The organism is Roseateles puraquae, from assembly GCF_002205845.1.
Taxonomy (GTDB): Bacteria; Pseudomonadota; Gammaproteobacteria; order Burkholderiales; family Burkholderiaceae_C; genus Pelomonas; species Pelomonas puraquae.
The window spans coordinates 23,991-38,985 of sequence record NZ_NISI01000002.1 but is presented as its reverse complement, the minus strand read 5'-3'; the positions used below and the strand labels follow the sequence as shown (position 1 = coordinate 38,985).

Here is a 14,995-nt window from a genome sequence, read left to right as displayed (position 1 = left end):
CTGGAACCGTTCGCCCCATCACCCGGCGGCGAACGGGGCCTGCACCTAGTCTCCGATCAGACCGATGTGGGTCTGACACGGGAGATCGAACCATGAAATACACCGCCCTCGTGGCTGCCCTGGCCGTGGGCAGCCTGGCCACGGCGCTGGCCGCCACCGACGGCCTGCCGGCTGGCTGGCTCCAGACCGGTGACGCGCGCACCTGCAAGGGCGACGTCGTCGCCGCCGTCGGCGCGCCGAGCCTCAGGGTGTTCAGCCTGGACTGCCAGGCCGACACCACCGGCTTCTCGACGCTGATGCAGCAGATCCAGAGCAGCGACTACGCCGGCAAGCGCGTGCGCCTGAGCGCTCAGCTGCGCGGCGACCAGCTCGCGGCCTGGGGCGGGCTCTGGATGCGCGTGGACAGCGGCCAGCGCGTCAGTGGCTTCGACAACATGTACAACCGGCCGCTGCGCGGCAGCTTCGGCTGGCAGCGTGCCGAGGTCGTGCTGGACGTGCCGGCCGACGCGACGACGCTGAACTTCGGTTTTCTGCTGAACGGCGCGGGCCAATTGCAGGCGACGCAGTTCAAGCTCGATGTGGTGGGCGCCGACGTGCCTGTCACGGGCACCACCGGCACGCCGGTGCTGCCGAACCAGCCGCGGTCGATGACACCATCTTGAGCCTCACCCCCACGCCCACCACCACGCTCGGCCACGAGCTGGCCCAGGCCGCACGCGACGAGGGTCTGGGCTGGCAGCGCCGCGGGCCGCTGCTGGCCGGGCTGCTGTTCTTCGCGACGACGGCGGCCTGGTTGCGGGGCGAGCCGGGCTGGGCGCTGTCTCTGGGGCTTTGGGTGGGCCATGCGGCAAGCGACGGACTCTGCGGTGCGCTGGCACGACGCTGGCGCACCGACCGGCCCGAGGTGCTGCCACCCCTGCTGCTGGGCGCGCTGTTGCTGGGCACCCTGCTGGGCTGGGCGGTGGAGCAGGCCGTGAGGGCCACCCCCTTCACGCCCGAGGCTCGCGTGACGCGCGCCTGGCTGCACTTCGCCTTCGGCGCCATCATGCTGGCCTGGCCCCTGCTGCTGGGCCTGCGCCGGCTGCGGGCGGTGCGACGGGTGGAGCAGGAGCGCGCCCGGTTGCGGGCCGAGCTGCAGATGCTGCAGGCCCAGATCGAGCCGCATTTCCTGTTCAACACGCTGGCGACGCTGCGCAGCTTCGTGCGCCAGGGCTCGGCCCAGGCGCTGCCCATGCTGGACGCCGTCAGCGGCCTGCTCGAAACCTCGCTGGACCGCGTGCGCCAGACCGACGGCACCACGCTCGGCCAGGAGCTGCAGGTGGTGTCGCACTACCTCGCCATCCTGGAGCTGCGCCTCGGCGAGCGGCTGCGCTGGCGCATCGACGTTGACCCGGCGCTGCACGCCCTGCCCCTGCCGCCGCTGATGCTGCAGCCGTTGGTGGAGAACGCCCTCCAGCACGGCATCGAACCGAGCGAGCCCGGCGGCGAGGTCGAACTGCAGGCGCGCCGCGCGGGCCGCCAGCTGCAGCTGGTCGTGCGCAATACCGGCCTACCGCTGGCCAGCAGCACGCCACCCGGCCACGGGCTGGCCTTGGCCAACCTGCGCCAACGCCTGCAGGCCCTGCACGGCGATGCTGCTGGCTTGACTCTCGCCAGCGATGCACAAGGCGCCACGCTGGCCACCCTCACCCTGCCGCTGCCATGACCACCGCCCTGCTCGCCGACGACGAACCGCAGCTGCTCGAAGAACTGGCGCAGCTGCTGGCCGAGGCCTGGCCTGAGCTGACCATCGTCGGCCGCGCGCGCAACGGCAGCGAGGCCCGCCGGCTGCTGGATGCACTGCAACCCGACATCGCCTTTCTCGACATCCGCATGCCCGGCATCGACGGCCTGGCGCTGGCGCGGCTCGCCCCGGCGCAGACCCGGCTGGTGTTCGTCACCGCCCATGCCGAGCATGCGCTGGACGCCTTCGAGCATGCCGCGGTGGACTACCTGCACAAGCCGGTGACGCCGGCACGCCTCGCGGCCACAGTGCAACGGCTGCAGGCTTCGGCCCGCCCACAGGCCCCCGAGCAGCTGCGCTTCCTGCAGGCCTGGACCGGCAACACGATGAAGCTGCTGGAGGTGGAGCAACTCGCCGCCCTGCGCTCCGAGCTGCGCCACACACGCGCACTCAGCCAGGGGGGCGAGCAGCTGCTGCTGCGCATGCCGCTGGGCGAGCTGCAGCAACAGCTCGACCCGGCACTCTTCTGGCAGATCCATCGCGGCTGCATCGTCAATGCCCGCGCCATCGAGCGCATCGAGCGGCGCGACGACGGCGAGCTGTGGGTACAGCTGCGCGGCCTGGCCCAGGCCCTGCCGGTGAGCCGCACCCAGCGGGCGCGGTTCAAGGGCATGTAGCGCGGCCGGCGCTCAGGGCGATGGCGGCGCCACCAGCGCTGCCATCGGGTCAGCCGGATCCTGCGCGCGCAGGCCGGCGGCAACACCGGCGCGGTCGTCGGCCGAGCGGTTCTGGCTGACCTTCCACTTGCCCACCAGCTGCTCGATCGGGATCTCGATGCCGACGATGGCGCGCAGCATCTGATCCACGAACTCCGGCGGCGCATCGCCCACCTGCCAGGGGTGGGCCTGGCGGGCCTCGTGGGTGTCAGTCAGCGCGCTGACGATGCGAAGCACCGAAGCAGCGTCTTCCAGCACCACCGGCGTGCCGCGGGCATGCACGACGGCGTAGTTCCAGGTCGGCACCACCTTGCCGTGCAGCGGCTTGGACGCATACCAGCCGGGCGACACATAGGCCTGCGGGCCGCCGAACACCAGCAGGCTGGGCTGCGGCGCGCGCCACACCGGGTTGGCCCGCGCCACATGGCCCACCAGCGTGCCGAAGGGGCCGCGCGTGCGGTCCAGCCGAAACGGCACGTGGTGCACCACCAGCTCGCCGTCCTGCGTCGTGGCCCAGGTGGCCAGCGGATTCGCCTCGATGAAGGCGTGCAGCGTGGCCAGGTCGCGTTCCTCGAAGTGCCCCGGCAGGTAGGTGGTGGGCGCGCTCATGGCTGGGGCTCGCAGACGATCTCGCTGCGCAGCGAGTTGGCGATGAAGCAGGCCTCATGCGCCGCGTGGTGCAGGCGCTCCACCTCGGCGTGGTCAGGCCGGCGGTCGCCGCCAAAGCGCACCCGCGGGCGCAGCACGATGCGGGTGATGGCCGCCCGGCCGCGCTCGTCGCGGCCCAGGTGGCCGACGGCTTCGTCCTCGTAGTCGTCCACGCACCAGCCGGCCTCGGCCGCCAGCGACAGGAACCACAGCAGATGGCAGCTCGACACGCTGGCCACCAGCGCCTCCTCGGGGTCGACGGCGCTCGGGTCCGAGAACGGCAGGCGCACGACGCTCGGCGAGGACGAGCCCGCCACCACCGCGCCGCCATCGAAATGCCAGCTGTGGCGGCGGCTGTAGCGCTGGTCGACAAAGGGCTCGGCGGCATCGCGCTGCCAAAGCACGCGGGCGTGGTGGTCGGACATGGGGCTCACGGCGGGTGGGTGGATTGGCTTGCCAGAATAGGGCTGATTGCCGAGATCAAAGGAGCCAATCCATGGCGTCGACGCGGGCCAATGTGCCGCTGCGGCTGCAGCTCTACCGCCAGTTGCGCGGGGCCATCGAGGCCGGCACGCTGGCGCCAGGCAGCCGGCTGCCGCCCACGCGCGAGCATGCGCTGAGCCTGGGGGTGAGCCGCAACACGCTGCTGTGGGCGATGGCACGGCTGCAGGCCGAGGGCTACGTGACGGCGCGGGTGGGCGACGGCAGCTATGTCGCCGCCGCCCTGGCGCCGCAGGCTGGCGTGCGTGTGCCCTTGCCGCCCCTGCCGCAGCTCTCCCGGCGCGGGCAGGCGATTGCCGAGACGCATGCGCGCTGGCAGCCGCCGCTGGTCGCGGCCCTGCCGTTTCGCATCGGCGCGCCGGAGGTGGCGAGCTTTCCCTACGCGCTGTGGGACCGCCTGGCGCGGCAGATCGACCCGCGCGAGCGCCAGCGACTGGCCCAGTACCTCGACCCCGCCGGCCATGCGCCGCTGCGCGAGGCGGTGGCGCAGTGGCTGTGGGTGGCGCGCGGTGTGCGCTGCGATGCCGGCCAGGTGCTGGTGTGCTCGGGCTCGCAGCAGGCCCTGGACCTGATCGCCCGGCTGCTGCTGGACCCGGGCGACGAGGTGCTGGTGGAAGACCCCGGCTACCCCGGCATCCGCGCTGCCCTGCTGGGCCAGGGCGTGCAGGTGCGGCCGGTGCCGGTGGACGACGAAGGCCTGTGCATCGCTGCGGGCGCCGAGCGCTGGCCGGCCGCACGCTTGGCGGTCGTGACGCCGACGCACCAGTTCCCCGTGGGCGTGTGCATGAGCCTGGCGCGGCGCCGCGAGCTGCTCGACTGGGCCGAGCGCTGCGGCGCCTGGGTGGTGGAGGACGACTACGACGGCGAGTTCCAGTACGGCCCGCACCGGCTGGAGGCCCTCACCAGCCTGCCGCAGGCCGGCCGTGTGCTCTACGTGGGCACGTTTTCCAAGATCCTGCATCCGGGCCTGCGGCTGGGCTTCATCGTGCTGCCGGCGCCGCTGCTGCGCCCGTTTGCGGCGGCCCGCGCGGTCTGCGACCGCCATGCGCCCGGCGACAGCCAGGCGGTGCTGGCCCGCTTCATTGCCGACGGCCATCTGCTGCGCCACCTCAACCGCATGCGCGAGCTCTACCCGCGCCGCCAGCAGCACCTCATCCAGGCCCTGGCCGAGGCCAGCGAGGGCCGGCTGCAGCTGGCTCCCAGCGCGCAGGGCCTGCACCTGCTGCACGAACTCGGGCCCGCTGCCCGGCGCGGCCCGCAGGACGACGAGCGGCTGTCGCAGCAGGCTCTGGCGGCCGGCGTCATGCTGACCCCGCTGTCACGCTACGCCCTGGCCTCACCGCGGCGCGGCTGGCTGTTCGGCTATGCAGGCTACGACGAGGCGGAACTCACCCGGGCCGCCCAAAGGCTGGCCCCGCTGCTGGGCCAGCTGACCGCACCGCGATAATGCGCGCCATCGCCCGCAGCCGCCGAGCCTCTCGGATCGCACTGCGGGCTTATGTTTTCCTCCGAGCCGCCCATGTCCGCCGACCTGCCCAGCCGCATCCAGAGCGAGGTTCGCCGCCGCCGCACCTTCGCCATCATCAGCCACCCCGACGCTGGCAAGACCACGCTGACGGAAAAGCTCCTGCTGTTCTCCGGCGCCATCCAGATCGCCGGCTCGGTGAAGGCGCGCAAGGCCTCGCGGCATGCGACGTCCGACTGGATGGAGATCGAGAAGCAGCGCGGCATCTCGGTGGCGTCCTCCGTCATGCAGATGGAGTACCGCGACTGCGTCATCAACCTGCTCGACACGCCCGGCCACCAGGACTTCTCGGAAGACACCTACCGCGTGCTGACCGCGGTGGACGCGGCGCTCATGGTGATCGACGCGGCCAACGGCGTGGAGCCGCAGACCCGTCGCCTGCTGCAGGTCTGCCGCGCCCGCAACACGCCCATCCTGACCTTCGTCAACAAGATGGACCGTGAAGTGAAGGACCCGCTCGCGCTGATGGACGAGATCGAGCAGGAGCTGGGCATGACGGTCGTGCCCTTCACCTGGCCGGTGGGCATGGGCAAGCAGTTCCATGGCGTGATGGACCTTCGCCAGCAGCGCATGCGGGTGTTCGCGCCCGGCGAGGACCGCGTGGCCGGCACCGAGGAAGTGCTGGAAGGCCTGGACAACCCGCTCTACGCCGAGCGCTTTGGCATGCAGTACGACAACGCCGCCGGCGAGATCGAGCTGGTGCGCGAGGCTGCGCCCGAGTTCAGCCACGACGACTTCCTCACCGGCAAGCAGACACCGATGTTCTTCGGCTCGGCCGTCAACAACTTCGGCGTGCAGGAGGTGCTGGACGCCCTCGTCGAGCTGGCGCCCGCGCCCGATGTGCGCGAGGCCATGCAGCGCACCGTCAAGCCCGAGGAGCCCAAGTTCAGCGGCGTGGTGTTCAAGATCCAGGCCAACATGGACCCCGCCCACCGCGACCGCATCGCCTTCGTGCGCGTGGCCTCGGGCCGCTTCGAGCGCGGCATGAACCTGAAGGTGGTGCGCTCGGGCAAGACGCTGCGCCCCAACAGCGTGGTGACCTTCATGAGCCAGAAGCGCGAGCTGCTGGACGAGGCCTTCGCGGGCGACATCATCGGCATCCCGAACCACGGCGTGCTGCAGCTCGGCGACACCATCACCGAAGGCGAGGCCCTGCAATACACCGGCCTGCCCTTCTTCGCGCCGGAAATGTTCCGCGCGGTGGAAGTGGCCGACCCGCTCAAGACCAAGCAGCTCAAGGCCGGCCTGCAGCAGCTCGGTGAAGAAGGCGCCATCCAGGTCTTCCGCCCGATCGCCGGCAGCGTGCTGCTGCTGGGCGCCGTGGGCCAGCTGCAGTTCGAGGTGGTGGCCCACCGCCTGGAGCACGAGTACGGCTGCAAGGCGCGCATCATGCCCAGCCGCTTCCAGGTGGCCCGCTGGGTGACCTGCGACGACCCCGCCGAGCTCAAGCGCTTCATCGACGCCAACGACCACCGCATGGCCTACGACGCCGTCGACGCGCCCACCGTGCTGGTGGAGTACGCACCCGAGCTGCGCGCCATCGAGAGCAACTGGCCCAAGATCAAGTTCCACGCGCTGCGCGAGCACGCGGGGCTGGTGTTCCAGCAGCGGCTGGAGGGTTGAGGGCCGCTGCCGCGGGCCGGGTTGCGGCCGTGCTGGCGAGCGGGTGCCCCTAACATCTCTGCCCATGGCCCTGAACAGCGCGAGATCCTGCCCCTCTTGCCACGACCCGATGGAGCGGCTGGTGCTGCCCGGGGTCTACACGGGCGATGTCGAGATCGACGCCTGCTTCGCCTGCCACGGGCTCTGGTTCGACCACCTGGAGAGCATGAAGCTGGCGCCGCGCGCCATCGCCCTGCTCTTCAAGGCCATGCACCGGCACGAAAACGCGCCGCGCCAGCCGCTGTCCGAGCGGCTGCACTGCCCGCAGTGCCGGGGCGCACTGGTGCAGGGCTTCGACGTGGTGCGCAGTGGCCGCTACATCACCCACCGCTGCCCGCAGCAGCATGGGCGCTTCAGCACGTTCGCGTCGTTCATGATCGAGAAGGGCTTCGTGCGCCAGCTCACACGGCCGGAGATCGCCGACATCGCCGCCAAGGTGGGCGTCATCCACTGCAGCAGCTGCGGCGCGCCGGTGGACCTGCGGCGCGAAGACGCCTGCTCGCACTGCCGCTCGTCGCTGTCGCTGCTGGACCCGCAGGCCGTCGAGAAGGCCGTGCAGCGCCTGGGCACGGCGGCGAGCAGCGCCCCCATGCCGCCAACGGTGGTGGCTGACGCGCTGGTGGCCATGGCGCGCGAGCAGTCCCGCCTGACGCGCGAACGCCCCGCGCTTGCGGGGCGCAGTTTGGGCGTCGCTGGTGCCGTGATGTCGCTGGACCTGATGTCGGTCGGGCTTCGGCTGGTGGGCCGGCTCTTGGACGACTGAGGGCGCCTCGGCCCTGCAGTCGCCCTCAGCAGTCCCCGCCCACCCAACGCCCGGTCGACAGCATGCGCTGATCCATCTCGAGGGCGCCCAGGGCCTGGCCCGTGCGGCCGTCCACCGCATTGCCGCGGCCGTTGAGCTCGAAGCGGTAGCTCGTGGGGCCGTAGCTGGCCGAGAACCTGCCCTGGCTCAGGCCGCCGCCGCCGGTGCGGCAGACATAGCTGCCGGCCGCCTCGCTCTTGTCGAGCTGGCTCGCGTTGACCTCGCAGGTCCACGGCCCGGAGTTGCGCAGTGACTGCTCCAGGTAGCGGGCCAGGTCGATGCGGGCCTGCGCGGGGCTCAGGCAGGCCTGGTGCTCGCCGGCCTGGGCCTTGTCGAGCTCGGCCTTCTGCGCGTCGCTCAGGCCGCTGCGCACCTTGGCGCGCAGGGCCTGCATGCCGGCCTTGAGCGACTGGCCGTTGATCCAGATTTCGCTGTCGGACGCCCAGAGGCCGGGCTTGACCTCGATGACGGGGGCCGCGTGGGCGGCCGTGGCAGCGAGCAGCAGCGGAGCGAGACCGCCGACACGGCGGCGAAAGAGGCAAGAGCGCATGAGGAGAAGCGTGTGAGGGAGAACCCAGGACGCGCGATTGCAACAGCCGCGGCGCCGGCGCGACATCCCTCGGTTGCATCCGGTTTCGCCTCGATGCGCCCGCGCCACAGGCCCGGCACTGCGATGATGCGCGCCTTCGACCCCTGCCCTTTCGCACACGTCCCCATGAGCAAGCGACTCCTCTCCCTGACCCTCGCCCTGGGTGCCCTGTCCACCACGGCCCAGGCCGCGCCGGAACTCGAAACCGTCGTCGAAGGCCTGAAGACGCCCTGGGCCCTGGCCTTCCTGCCCGACGGGCAGTTCCTCATCACCGAACGCGATGGCGCCCTGCGCACCGCCCGACCCGGCAGCAAGCCCAGCGCCCCGATCGCCGGCGTGCCGGCGGTCGTGGCCGAGGGCCAGGGTGGCCTGCTGGACGTGCAGCTGGACAGCGATTTCGCCCGCAACCGCACGATCTACTTCTGCTTTGCCGAGCCCAGCGCTGACAAGAAGACCAACAGCACGGCGCTGGCCCGCGCGCGGCTCAGCGAGGACAACAAGCGACTGAGCGAGGTGAAGGTCATCTTCAGCCAGCAGCCCAAGATGGACAGCAAGCATCACTTCGGCTGCCGCATCGCCGAGGCGCCGGACGGCAAGCTCTTCCTGAGCCTGGGCGAGCGCTACAAGGGCATGCAGAGCGCCCAGACGCTGGACAACCACCTCGGCAAGATCGTGCGCGTGAACAAGGACGGCAGCGCGCCGGCCGACAACCCCTTCGTGAACACGCCCGGCGCCCTGCCCGAGATCTGGAGCTACGGCCACCGCAATTCACAGGGCCTCATCGTCGACGCGCAAGGGCGGCTGTGGGAGCACGAGCACGGCCCGCAGGGCGGCGACGAGCTCAACCTGATCAGCCCGAAGCTCAACTACGGCTGGCCCGTCATCACCTACGGCGAGAACTACGGCGGCGGCAAGATCGGCGAAGGCATCGCGGCCAAGGCCGGCATGGAGCAGCCGGTCGTGAAGTGGGTGCCGTCCATCGCGCCGGCCGGTCTGGTGCGCCTGAAGAGCGACAAGTACGGCCCGGCCTGGCAGGGCAGCTTCTTCATCGGCTCGCTGAAGTTCGGCCATCTGGAGCGGGTGAAGCTCGACGCCAGCAACCGCCCGGCCGAGCAGGAGCGCCTCTTCCCCGATGCCGGCCGCATGCGTGATGTGCGCGAAGGCCCGGACGGCCTGCTCTACCTGGTGCTCGAAGCCCACGGCAAGATCGTGCGCGTGAAGCCCTGATGCGAAACCCCGCCTGAGTCTGCGACCATCGGCCCCGCAAGGGAGATGCCGATGCTCAACGACAAGATCCGCCGCCTGGCCGCGGCACTGCTGACGACCGCTGCCACCGCCCAGGCTGCGCCGCTCACCCCCGCCGACCTGCCCCCTGCCGCGCGCGACTGGCTGCCCTGGGCGCTGCAGGGCCAGCCCGCCCTCGGCTGCCCGGCAGGCGCCGCCGAGGGCGACGCCCCGGTGTGCGTGTGGCCGGGCCGTTTGCAGTTGAGCGCGAGTGCGCGTGAGGCCAGCTTCCGGCTGGAAGTGCAGGTGTTCGGCGCGCCGGCCCGCGTGGCCTTGCCGGGCGAAGCCGGCGCCTGGCCGCAGGACGTGAAGGCCGCCGGCCGCGCGTTGCCGGTCATCGGTGCCGACGAGCGCCCCACCGTGTGGCTGCCGCCCGGCGCGCATGTGCTGGAAGGCCGCATCGCCTGGGGCGGCGCCATGCCGCAGGACCTGGCGGTGCCGCCGGGGCTGGCGGCCATCGTCGTCAGCAGCGATGGCGCCACACAGGCCCGCAGCCCCGATGGCAACGGCCGGCTGTGGCTGCGCGCCGTCGCGAGCCCGGCCGAGGCAAGCGACAGCCTCAGCGTGCAGACCACGCGCCTCGTGGACGACGACCTGCCGCTGATGGTGACCACCGCCTTCGAGCTGCGGGTGGCCGGCCGGGCCCGGGCAGTGGAGCTGCCGCAGGCCCTGCTGCCGGGCCTGCGTGCGGTGGAGCTGACCAGCCCCCTGCCCGCCCGTCTGGCCGACGATGGCCGCCTCATCGTGCAGGCGCGCCCGGGCAGCTGGCACCTTGAACTCCGTTCGCGGCTGAACACGCCGGTGCAGGCGCTCAAGCTGCCCGAGGCCGCCAGCGACGAGGAGGTGTGGGTGGTGAAGGCCCAGCCGACGCTGCGACTCATCCGCCCCGAGGGGGCCACCAGCGTCGACCCGCGCCAGGTCGAGATGCCCGAGGCCTGGCGTTCGCTGCCGGCGTTCCGGATGAAGCCGGGCGAGACCCTCAAGCTGACCGAGCTGCAGCGCGGCAACCCCAAGGCCGCGCCGGATGCGCTGCGCCTGAACCGGCGGCTGTGGCTGGACTTCGACGGCCAGGGCCTGACGGCGCAGGACCGCTTCACGGGCCAGATCACCGCCAGCGCGCGCCTGGCCATGGCGGCTCCCGGCCAACTCGGCCGCGCGGCCCTGCAAGGGCAGGACCAGCCCATCACCCGGCTCGCCGCCGACGGCCCCGCCGGCTTCGAGGTGCGCGAGCGTGAGACCCGCATTGAAGCCGACAGCCGCTGGCCGACAGGCGCCCCCTTGCCCGCCAGCGGCTGGACGGTCAGCGTGGACGCGCTGCAAGCCGCTCTGCAACTGCCACCGGGCTGGCGCCTGCTGCATGCGCAAGGCCCGAGCGTGGCGCAAGGCGCCTGGACGAGCCTGTGGACGCTGTGGGACTTTTTCTTCGTGCTGCTGGCCGCGCTGGCCGCCTACCGCCTGCTGGGCTGGCGCGTGGGCGCGCTGCTGGCCGTGGCGCTGGTGCTGACCTGGCACACGCCCGGCAGCCCGCCGGCTGCGCTGTGGTTCGGGCTGCTGGCACTGACGGCCCTGGCCCGCGTGCTGCCGGCCGGCCGCGCGCAGGCAGCCTTCGCCCGCGGTCGCCTCGCGGTGGCCGCGCTGCTGGCGCTGGTGATGCTGCCGTTCGCGGTGGATGAAGTGCGACTGGCGCTGTACCCGAGCCTGGAGCCGGTGCACGGCACCGCCACAACACGCCAAGGGCCGCCCCTTGCGCAGGCACCCGCGATGATCGAAGAGAAGGTCGCAACAGCACCCGCGATGAAGGCAGCGCCCGGCCGCGAGCGTGTGTATTTGTCGAGCACCCGCAACGCACTGGAACGCGTGGACCCCAGCGCCCGCGTGCAGACCGGCCCCGGCCTGCCGACCTGGACCTGGCGCGAGCATGAACTGCAATGGAGCGGGCCGGTCACGCCCGAGCAGACGCTGCGCCTGTGGCTGCTGCCGCCCTGGGCGACGGCGTTGCTGCACCTCGCCGGCCTGGCCCTGCTGGCCCTGGCGCTGGCGGCCGTGGCGGGCGTGAAGCTGCCCGTGCTGCGGCGGCCGTCGGCCGGCGCGGCATCCATGCTGGCGCTGTCCCTCGGGCTGCTGGGCACCCCGACCCCGAGTGACGCCACGGCACCGGTAGCCCCCTCGCCCGTGGCGGCCGATACGACGTCGGCCGCCGCCTGGCCGAACGAGGCGCAGTTGAAGACGCTGCGCGACAAGCTCGCCGCCCCGCCCGACTGCCTGCCGCACTGCGCCGAGCTGTCGCGCCTGCTGGTGAGCGCGGCGGGCTCGAGCGTGCAGCTGCGCGCCGAGATCCACGCGCAGGCGCTGGTGGCCGTGCCGCTGCCCGGCCAGGGCACCGGCTGGCAGCCCGCCAGCATCACGCTGGACGGGCAGCCTGCCGCCACCCGGCGCGACGACCAGGGCCAGCTCTGGGTGGCCGTGCCGGCCGGCGTGCACCAAGTGGTGCTGAGCGCCGACGTCGGCAGTGCGGCTGGGCTGGACATCAGCCTGCCGCTGCCGCCACGCGCACTGCAGGCCGACCTCAAGGGCTGGACCCTGGCCGGGCTGGACCCCCGCGGGCAGAGCACCGGCGCCATCACCTTGAGCCGTGAGCCCGTGGCCGGCACCGCCCGCGCCGAGGACGCCGGCACCCAGCGCGACGCCCTGCCCCCGCTGGTGCGCGTGAACCGCCGCCTCGACCTCGGCCTGCTCTGGCAGGCCACCACGACGCTGGAACGCCTGGCCCCGAGCCGCGCGCCGCTGCGCGTGAGCTGGCGCCTGCTGCCTGGCGAAGCCGTGAGCGATGCCCGCGTGACGGTGGACGGTGACACCGCCAGCCTGCAGCTCGGCGCCGAAGACCTGGTGGAAGTGGCCAGCAGCATCAAGCCCAGCAAAGCCCTGACGCTGACCGCCAGCCAGGCCCCGCACCAGGTGGAACGCTGGACCCTGGACGCAGCCACGCAATGGCATGTGGACGCCGGCGGCCTGCCGGCGACCGCCCTGCAACAGGACGGCCGCTGGCAGCCCGAGTGGCGCCCCTGGCCGGGCGAGACGCTCAAGCTCACCGTGCGCAAGCCGGCCGGCGTGGCCGGGCAGACGCTCACGCTGGACGCCGCCACCACGACGGTCAACCCGGGCGAGCGCAGCACCGACATGACGCTGGCCCTGCAGCTGCGTGCCAGCCTGGGCGGACCGCAACGCCTGGCCCTGCCACCAGGCGCCGAGCTGCTGGGCGTGACCCTGAACGGCAACGCCCTGCCGCTGCAGTTGCGTGACGGCGCCCTCAGCCTGCCGCTGACGCCCGGCGCACAGTCGGTGGAGGTGCGCTGGCGCGCGCCCGAGTCCATGGGCCTGCTGTGGCGGCATGAAGGCCTGCCGCTGGGCCTGCCAGGCGTCAACGATGCACTGCTGCTGCACGTGCCGCAGGACCGCATCGTGCTGGCCACAGGCGGGCCGCTGATGGGCCCGGCGGTGCTGATCTGGGGCGTGCTCGGCGTGGTGCTCGTGCTCGCGTGGTTCGCACCGCGCGGCCTGCCGGGCGTGATGGCCCGGCCGGCCTGGCTGGTGCTGGCCCTGGGCGTGGCGCCGGTGTCGATGGGTGCCTTGGTGGTGCTGGCCGGCTGGTTCGCGCTGCTGGAAACCCGCCGCCGCTGGGCGCCGGCGCTGGCCACCCTGGCTCGCTGGCTGCGTGTGCTGGTGCAGCTCGGCCTGCTGCTGTGGACGCTGATGGCCCTGGGCGCGCTGCTGGAGGTGCTGCGCACCGGCCTGTTGGGCTACCCCGACTTGCTGGTGGCCGGGCCGGGGTCGAGCAGCCAGCTGCTGAGCTGGTTCTCCGACCGCTTCACCGACCACACCGCCAGCGCCTGGGCGCTGAGCGCCCCGATGTGGCTCTACCGCGCCCTGATGCTCGCCTGGGCACTGTGGCTGGCGGTGTCGCTGCTGAAGTGGCTGGGCTGGGGCTGGCGCTGCTTCAGCGAAGGCGGCGCCTGGCCGGCGAGCGTGGCAAAGCCCACCGAATCGCGGGCAAAGCCGGGTGCGGCGGATGGAGCCAGCCCCGATGCGGACTCACCACGCTCATGAGCACGGGCCAAAGGCCAGCGCCGTCACGAACAGCTGCAGGTACTCCGTGAGCGATTCTGGAAGCCCCGGGTAGAAAGGTGCGACAGCCGATTCAAGAAGAACGTAGCTGAGCGGCAGGCCGAGCGCGAAGCGAAGTCTCGCGCCAGGCTTTGTCGAACCGTGGCCTGGCAACACCAGCGCCAAGACGTAGAGCAGGCTTGCGAGCCACCGGAAGGCTATCTTGTGCCAGGCGTAGGTTCCGCATGACGCCAGTCCGAAATAGACCGCCCCGCCCAGAGCGGTCACCCAGCATGCCAACGTCAGCACATCGCCGATGCGCCCCGCCGCCCGGCATCGCTCTGCGTTCATGGGGCGGGTTCGGCGCTGACGGACGTCACGTCAGCTGCGTCGATCGTCACCCTGAAACGCCCGAGGTTGATCAAGCGCCTCACACCCCTCTCGATGCGCCGCGCCTCGCGCGCATCCGCAAACGGCCCCAGCCGCCAGGGTGGACATTGGCCCTGGCGGTCCAGGATGGCGATCCAGTGAGGCGTGGCGGTGCCGTCGGGCGCGGACGTCGTGTTCATCGGTGGTCGTTCTCCAGGCCCTGGCTGCGCCTGCAGGCGGACGCCGAGGCCAGGAGCACTGTCGACGAGTCTGAGCGGCGTCGGTGAGGGGCTTGAGAAGCCGGTGAAGCGAACGTGAAGTGCGCCTCGTCACGACGCCCGGTTCACGCGCGAGGTGCGATGACGACGCCAGCCGAGCCTCATCAGCTGCAGCAACAAGACGTAGAAGACGATATCGACCAGCAGCGCCAGGGGCAGCAGTTCGTCCCCCCACAGGGACAGCTGCCCCTCCACGGAAACGCCGGGCCGGTCGACGAGATAGGCCACCGGGAAGCCGCCCTTCAACGCGGGCCGCAGGCAGAGGCCGTCCGCGCGGGGGCCGCACACATTGCCATAGGCGACCTGCTCCGTGCCCTGGCGCTGCACCCGCACCGACGCCAGCGCCAGCACCACGGCCAGCAGCAGGGTCAACAGCAGCGTGGTGAAGCGGCGCACCAGAGGCGAGGCCAGGCGTGTCATGGGCATGCGGGTCGGCAACCCCGGCAGTGTGCGACAGGCGCGCAACGCCGCCTACAGTGGCGGCCATGCAGCACCTCAGCTTTGATCTCTCCGAGGGCGCCGACGGCGTCCTGACGCTGGAGGCCATGGCCTCCAGCCGGGCCAGCGACACGGCCACCCATGCCACGGTGATGGCCGAGGTGGAGGCCGTGCTGGCTTGGGCGCGCGACGAGTTCGGCGGCCCGCCGGGGCCGGTCGAGGATGGGTACGAGTGGGATCACGAATTGCTGGTGCAGCAGGAGGCTGGCGGCTGGGTGACGGCGACGCTGACCTTCAGCGCGTCACCCGCCTTTGCCGAGGCCTTTCAGGCGCGGTTCGGCGCGCCCGAGGACGACTGA

15 protein-coding genes are annotated in these 14,995 nt (G+C 72.0%); 9 read left to right on the top strand and 6 right to left on the bottom strand.

Going from position 1 to position 14,995, the window contains the following annotated elements:
- Nucleotides 1-92: 92 nt before the first annotated feature.
- From CDO81_RS07225 to CDO81_RS07215, 3 genes are read left to right on the top strand one after another with little or no spacing between them, the layout of a single operon-like run.
- Nucleotides 93-662 carry a hypothetical protein gene (locus CDO81_RS07225; protein WP_088482517.1) on the top strand — a complete coding sequence of 190 codons (570 nt, stop codon included), beginning with the start codon at nt 93-95 and terminating at the stop codon, nt 660-662.
- Nucleotides 659-1,705 carry a sensor histidine kinase gene (locus tag CDO81_RS07220; protein ID WP_088482516.1) on the top strand — a complete coding sequence of 349 codons (1,047 nt, stop codon included), beginning with the start codon at nt 659-661 and terminating at the stop codon, nt 1,703-1,705. The genes CDO81_RS07225 and CDO81_RS07220 overlap by 4 nt, the downstream gene beginning before the upstream one ends.
- On the top strand, nt 1,702-2,400 hold the full coding sequence (locus CDO81_RS07215; protein ID WP_088482515.1) for a LytR/AlgR family response regulator transcription factor: 699 nt from the start codon (nt 1,702-1,704) through the stop codon (nt 2,398-2,400). Before CDO81_RS07220 ends, CDO81_RS07215 begins: the two co-directional genes overlap by 4 nt.
- A 12-nt stretch (nt 2,401-2,412) precedes the next feature.
- On the opposite strand, the gene CDO81_RS07210 is transcribed toward CDO81_RS07215, so the two are convergent.
- Nucleotides 2,413-3,048, bottom strand: a complete 636-nt coding sequence (locus CDO81_RS07210; protein WP_088482514.1) for an FMN-binding negative transcriptional regulator — start codon at nt 3,046-3,048, stop codon at nt 2,413-2,415.
- The gene (locus CDO81_RS07205; protein ID WP_088482513.1) at nt 3,045-3,512 is read right to left on the bottom strand and encodes an OsmC family protein; all 468 of its coding nucleotides are present in this window, start codon (nt 3,510-3,512) and stop codon (nt 3,045-3,047) included. Before CDO81_RS07205 ends, CDO81_RS07210 begins: the two co-directional genes overlap by 4 nt.
- 71 nt (nt 3,513-3,583) lie before the next feature.
- On the opposite strand from CDO81_RS07205, the gene pdxR reads away from it, so the two are divergent.
- The 3 genes from pdxR (at nt 3,584) to CDO81_RS07190 (ending at nt 7,538) form a co-directional block, all read left to right on the top strand.
- Entirely contained in the window at nt 3,584-5,035 is a 1,452-nt protein-coding gene (gene pdxR, locus CDO81_RS07200; protein ID WP_088482512.1) for a MocR-like pyridoxine biosynthesis transcription factor PdxR, read from the top strand.
- A 72-nt stretch (nt 5,036-5,107) separates the two neighbouring features.
- Nucleotides 5,108-6,736, top strand: coding sequence for a peptide chain release factor 3 (locus CDO81_RS07195; RefSeq protein ID WP_088483012.1), 1,629 nt, complete (start codon nt 5,108-5,110; stop codon nt 6,734-6,736).
- Between the two features lie 64 nt (nt 6,737-6,800).
- Nucleotides 6,801-7,538, top strand: coding sequence for a TFIIB-type zinc ribbon-containing protein (locus CDO81_RS07190; protein WP_088482511.1), 738 nt, complete (start codon nt 6,801-6,803; stop codon nt 7,536-7,538).
- Between the two features lie 25 nt (nt 7,539-7,563).
- Here CDO81_RS07190 and CDO81_RS07185 read toward each other — a convergent pair whose 3' ends face one another.
- A complete protein-coding gene (locus CDO81_RS07185) occupies nt 7,564-8,127 on the bottom strand; it encodes a DUF3617 domain-containing protein (RefSeq protein ID WP_158218181.1) in 564 nt (187 codons plus the stop codon).
- A gap of 165 nt (nt 8,128-8,292) precedes the next feature.
- Here CDO81_RS07185 and CDO81_RS07180 point away from each other — a divergent pair, with 165 nt between their 5' ends.
- Both CDO81_RS07180 and CDO81_RS07175 read left to right on the top strand, forming a co-directional pair.
- Nucleotides 8,293-9,393, top strand: coding sequence for a PQQ-dependent sugar dehydrogenase (locus tag CDO81_RS07180; RefSeq protein ID WP_088483011.1), 1,101 nt, complete (start codon nt 8,293-8,295; stop codon nt 9,391-9,393).
- A gap of 51 nt (nt 9,394-9,444) precedes the next feature.
- Nucleotides 9,445-13,554, top strand: coding sequence for a hypothetical protein (locus CDO81_RS07175; RefSeq protein ID WP_144397159.1), 4,110 nt, complete (start codon nt 9,445-9,447; stop codon nt 13,552-13,554).
- On the opposite strand, the gene CDO81_RS07170 is transcribed toward CDO81_RS07175, so the two are convergent.
- The 3 genes from CDO81_RS07170 to CDO81_RS07160 form a co-directional block, all read right to left on the bottom strand.
- Nucleotides 13,549-13,902, bottom strand: coding sequence for a hypothetical protein (locus CDO81_RS07170; RefSeq protein WP_088482508.1), 354 nt, complete (start codon nt 13,900-13,902; stop codon nt 13,549-13,551). The two genes, CDO81_RS07175 and CDO81_RS07170, sit on opposite strands and share 6 nt — an antisense overlap.
- Nucleotides 13,899-14,120: a hypothetical protein gene (locus CDO81_RS07165; RefSeq protein WP_088482507.1), complete on the bottom strand. Its 222-nt coding sequence runs from the start codon at nt 14,118-14,120 to the stop codon at nt 13,899-13,901. Before CDO81_RS07165 ends, CDO81_RS07170 begins: the two co-directional genes overlap by 4 nt.
- Before the next feature lie 129 nt (nt 14,121-14,249).
- On the bottom strand, nt 14,250-14,618 hold the full coding sequence (locus tag CDO81_RS07160) for a hypothetical protein (protein ID WP_158218180.1): 369 nt from the start codon (nt 14,616-14,618) through the stop codon (nt 14,250-14,252).
- Nucleotides 14,619-14,683: 65 nt separating this feature from the next.
- On the opposite strand from CDO81_RS07160, the gene CDO81_RS07155 reads away from it, so the two are divergent.
- Nucleotides 14,684-14,995: a hypothetical protein gene (locus CDO81_RS07155; protein WP_088482505.1), complete on the top strand. Its 312-nt coding sequence runs from the start codon at nt 14,684-14,686 to the stop codon at nt 14,993-14,995.